Origin of the sequence: Moorena sp. SIO1F2 (genome assembly GCF_010672755.1) — a bacterium.
In the GTDB taxonomy this organism is placed as follows: Bacteria; Cyanobacteriota; Cyanobacteriia; order Cyanobacteriales; family Coleofasciculaceae; genus Moorena.
This window is the reverse complement of the sequence record NZ_JAAHFV010000469.1, coordinates 1-4,237: the sequence shown is the minus strand read 5'-3', so window position 1 is coordinate 4,237 and position 4,237 is coordinate 1. Positions and strand designations below refer to the sequence as shown.

Sequence of the window (4,237 nt, the reverse complement as noted above, 5' to 3'; positions counted from 1 at the left end):
TATTTCGTATAAAAAGGGAGCTTGAGAACCCACTGTAATTAATAATGTCACCTGTGCCATTGGTTGAGTAACTAATAAATCAACACAAGCAATCCCTCCTAAACTATGAGCTAATATGACTACTGGTGGTTCAGCCTCTTTTATCGTTTTCTGGATAAAATTACGTATTTGCTGGCCGCGACTTTGATAAAGTAGAATATCACCAGGTGTAGGAGTATTTGCTTCAGTAATTGCACCCCTTTTATTCCTCACCCAAGCTGTAGCTGGACCCGCCAATAAGGAAAGTGGTTTCTGGATCCAGTCACCCAATCCCAAGTCTTCCTCCTTACCCAAAGCATTACTTAATAATTCCACGAGTTGATCACGCAATTCCGGATTAGGAAAGATAAAGTCATGGTTATGGTGCTGACAGTCAAACATTGCCTGAGCAATAATTGCTCTTGCGATAGTATCATAACAGTCACTATCTGAATCAGAGACTTGGTTTAATACGTCTTGATAAACAGTACTACTCGTAACATGGCGTCGTGCCTGATCAAACCCCTCTGCTATGCCCGCTGCTTGTAATTTTTCTTGCAATTCTCCAGTAGGAGTCAAAGCCAGCAACCGGTCATGTAATTGATCACCCGGTTGTTCTCCAAAGGGATTACTATCACCACCAGTCTTAGGTTGTAAAGACAACAATCCCAACTCATAAAGGGGATTCTGATATAACTGCTCCCAAAGAATAATTTCTTGCTCTTCTTCCTCTCCCTGATCCAGAGCTAAGGTGGCATCATACAACGGTATCGATGCCCCTTTAGCATTGAGCTTACTCCCAAATTGCTCACCCCAAAAGCAAGGAACAACGGTAATGTCCGGACGTTGTTTAGTTACAAACCCCTCAACTATCCTAAAGGTTTGCTCATAGGCAGCTTGCCTAACCCCTGTGCCATGGACAAATACTAGCGTTGTCATAGTTGAGAAGATAGTTGATCAATATCTATATATTTTACCCTCAGCGGTCAGCGGTCAGCGGTCAGCAATCGGCGGTCAGCGGTCAGCGGTCAGTGGTCAGCTTATTTTATTCAAAAGCTGTTCGGTGTAGCTTGGCCACAGGCCCAAAGCTGATAGCACCTCAAGTAGCGTGTGCGTAGCACATTAGCTGATACCTGATAGCTAATAGCTGATAGCTGATAACTGACCGCTGATAGCTGATACCTGATAGCTAATAGCTGATAGCTGATAGCTGATAGCTGAACGCTGATAGCTGATAGCTGATAGCTGATAGCTGATAGCTGACCGCTGTTCGCGTAGCGTGCGCGTAGCGCTTAAGCTTAAAAAAAAAAATCGGTCAAGTGTTGGTTAACCCCAATGCTTGACCGACTTCTATTGTGTAAACCTAATTGAGTACAGCTTAGCTGTTATCAAATCCAAACAAAAACTGAATCAAGTAATCCATTCTTATCAAGTTACTCAGTAACTGCTTTCCAGCAAGTACATCCTAACCCTGTTTACATTATACCCCTCCGCAAAATAACTTGCAAAAAATAACCTCGGCAATTCTTGGCCGCCAGGGCGGCAAACCCTGGCAAACTCCTATCCTAGTCTAAGTACAAATACCGAATCAAAGTGCTCATAACCTCACCAGGATTTTCCGTAGGCTCCGGAGTGCTCCACTCATCAGGATAGGCGTATTTAAGGGCATAAATGGCATAAATAGTATGGCGAACTTGTTTAGGAGAACCGATCAAGATGTGCTTGACTTTCTTCGGTTTGCGACCTTGATTGTCAGGGTTTTGATTGTCATCGGAGTTGGGGTTAATGTTTTGATTCATGACCAGTTATTGTTTGAAAAGGTTGATATTATTAATTTATCAATAAATAAATAATATGTCAAGGGGTTTAGAATTTTTTTTTATTACGAAATATGGAGATTGTGGAGAGGGTGGGGAGGGTAGTAAGTATGGTAATTGTGGGAAGATAAACTAGTTTTTATTTGTTTACATTTTTGATAAACTCAATCGTATATAGTTTGAAATTTGTGGGGCATTAGCGCGGTATTTTAGGTACTATTTTTACCTAAATTTAAATAATTTTACCCTCAAGTTACTGAAAAAGGCTATAATAAAATTAAGCATTTAAACCGAATAATTATATGATTACAGTTACACGAGAAGAAATTGAGCAATTTCGGGATCAATTGGCAAATTATCCAGAGGCTTTGGCTGCCCTTAATGAGATAGAAGAAGAGGAAGGAGATTTGGAGTATGCGACTGAAATTATAGCTTCGGAAGCCGGAATAGAGAGAATAGATATACAAGAGAGTTGGTTGCAAAATTTAGCCAGGCGGTGTCGCCATATAATTTGTCAAGATGAATTTAGAGACGATCGACTCGCTGGAGTAACTACTGCGTTGGTTGCATCTCTAGCTGCATCTGGTAATTTGCCCCTGGCATTGGCGACTCCAGTAGCTATTTATATAGTTAAGATTGGAGTCAAAAGTTTCTGCAATGAAGAGGAAACAATAAAGCCTAAAGATTATCCATTTGCACAAGAATTAATTGCCGATAATAAAGGTAAGATCGAGAAAGTATTAATTGATTTTCAGGACTATGAACGTTTAATTGAAAGCTTTGAAGATGAAGGACTCTATCGTGCTATGATGGAAGTTAAAGATGAAACACCTTTAAGTTTGGAAGAAGCATTAGCAGAACTCGACAAAGAATGAAAACTGAATATCTTCCAACCTTGTCTTGATGCAGTCGCTCATGGGGGAAACCCCCAAGACCGCGCTGCATCGCTTATTAAAGATATTAAATCTCTGAAAAGCACCCCTTTTTATAATACGATTAAAAAGTTTACCTTTCAGGATATTATTTCCTGTCAAAATCTTAGGGATATCAAAAACATCAAAAAATTAAAAGGAGAAGATAATGCCTATCGAATTCGTGTAGGGGATTATAGAATTGGATTTTTCCTAAAAGGGGATACTATCATATTCTCCCGTGTTCTCCATAGACGAGAATTTTATCGTTATTTTCCTTAAAGCAATCTAAAATAGCAAAGGTAACAGGAATGCCGCCGACATAAAATTAATAGCGTTGCCTAAATGTGGGATGATTTTAATAGCTTTGTGGAATGGGCATCTTGCCTGTTCCCACTCTGATGGTGGAATGGGCATCTTGCCTGTTCCCACTCTGATGGTGGAATGGGCATCTTGCCTGTTCCCACTCTTATCATTATCGGGGAGAAAAATTAGTGGACAGCCGAAAATACGCCCCAGCAACCCAGCGCAACCGGGAAGCAATTTTACAAGTACTTTTAGAGATATTACCAGCCACTGGCACAATTTTAGAAATTGCTAGCGGTACCGGAGAACATGCTATCTATTTTGCACAACAGTTAAACCCTCGAAAATGGATTCCTTCCGATATTGATGCTTCCCTTCGTGAAAGTATCATCGCCTGGGCTAACCATTCCCCTAGCGACAACCTTTATCAACCCCTTGATATTGATGTCAGTCAGCCGGTTTGGAAAGTAGAAACGGAAATACTATCAGAAATACCAGATATTGTAGCGATGGTGAATATTAATATGATTCACATTTCGCCTTGGTCTACTTGTCTAGGATTAATCGCAGGTGCTGGTCGTATCCTTTCATCAGGAGATATTCTATATTTATACGGTCCCTACAAACAAGGTAATAAACACACTGCACTTTCCAATGCTGATTTTGACTCCTATTTACGACAACAAAACCCAGAATGGGGAGTACGTAATTTAGAAGATGTTGTAGAGGTTGCCAGTAATCATAATCTCATCCTTGAAAAAACTTATCAAATGCCAGCTAATAATCTTTCGTTAGTATTTAAACACATGTAAGTAGTCAGTGGTCAGCGGTCAGCGGTCAGCGGTCAGCAATTATTTGCGTCTAAAACAATTACTGTAAGCATTCAGCTATCAGCTATCAGCTATCAGCTATCAGCCAAAAGTAAATAAAAATAATCGTAGGGTGGGCAGTGCGTAATATAAATTTCCAAGCCTGTAGTAGCTTTGATAAGCACTGCCCACCAACAGTAAATAAAAATAATCGTAGGATTCTTTTCCTTGGGGATCTCGTTTGGCGTCATGACGGCCTTTGGATCGCATTGCGATCGAAATGCACCTGCTGTCGAAAATTCCTTCATCATTGCTGTGTCGAATTCCACATTCAGTATCATTTCTGGGTTTTGCCTCTTTGCCATTCTCGGATACC

6 protein-coding genes are annotated in these 4,237 nt (G+C 40.4%); 4 read left to right on the top strand and 2 right to left on the bottom strand.

Features of this window, described 5'->3' with window-relative positions; genetic code table 11:
• Together F6J94_RS31075 and F6J94_RS31070 are read right to left on the bottom strand one after the other, a co-directional pair.
• The coding region (locus F6J94_RS31075) for a hypothetical protein (protein WP_293047313.1) at positions 1-957 on the bottom strand (957 nt) is incomplete at its 3' end.
• Between the two features lie 626 nt (positions 958-1,583).
• Complete coding sequence (locus F6J94_RS31070) at positions 1,584-1,817, bottom strand: hypothetical protein (protein WP_293047311.1); 234 nt, start codon at positions 1,815-1,817, stop codon at positions 1,584-1,586.
• Positions 1,818-2,137: 320 nt separating this feature from the next.
• Here F6J94_RS31070 and F6J94_RS31065 point away from each other — a divergent pair, with 320 nt between their 5' ends.
• The 4 genes from F6J94_RS31065 to F6J94_RS34525 all read left to right on the top strand — a co-directional run.
• Positions 2,138-2,710 (top strand): hypothetical protein, encoded by a 573-nt coding sequence (locus F6J94_RS31065; RefSeq protein ID WP_293047309.1) that lies wholly within the window; start codon positions 2,138-2,140, stop codon positions 2,708-2,710.
• Positions 2,711-2,713: 3 nt separating this feature from the next.
• On the top strand, positions 2,714-3,028 hold the full coding sequence (locus tag F6J94_RS34530) for a type II toxin-antitoxin system RelE/ParE family toxin (RefSeq protein ID WP_367142299.1): 315 nt from the start codon (positions 2,714-2,716) through the stop codon (positions 3,026-3,028).
• A gap of 212 nt (positions 3,029-3,240) precedes the next feature.
• Complete coding sequence (locus F6J94_RS31055; RefSeq protein WP_293047307.1) at positions 3,241-3,864, top strand: DUF938 domain-containing protein; 624 nt, start codon at positions 3,241-3,243, stop codon at positions 3,862-3,864.
• A 246-nt stretch (positions 3,865-4,110) separates the two neighbouring features.
• A partial coding sequence (locus tag F6J94_RS34525; protein WP_367142298.1) for a hypothetical protein occupies positions 4,111-4,237 on the top strand: 127 nt, incomplete at its 3' end.

Excerpts from the sequence above, each read along its gene's own strand:
- F6J94_RS31070 (WP_293047311.1), bottom strand. The coding sequence starts at position 1,817 with ATGAATCAAAACATTAACCCCAACTCCGATGACAATCAAAACCCTGAC.
- F6J94_RS31065 (WP_293047309.1), top strand. The coding sequence starts at position 2,138 with ATGATTACAGTTACACGAGAAGAAATTGAGCAATTTCGGGATCAATTG.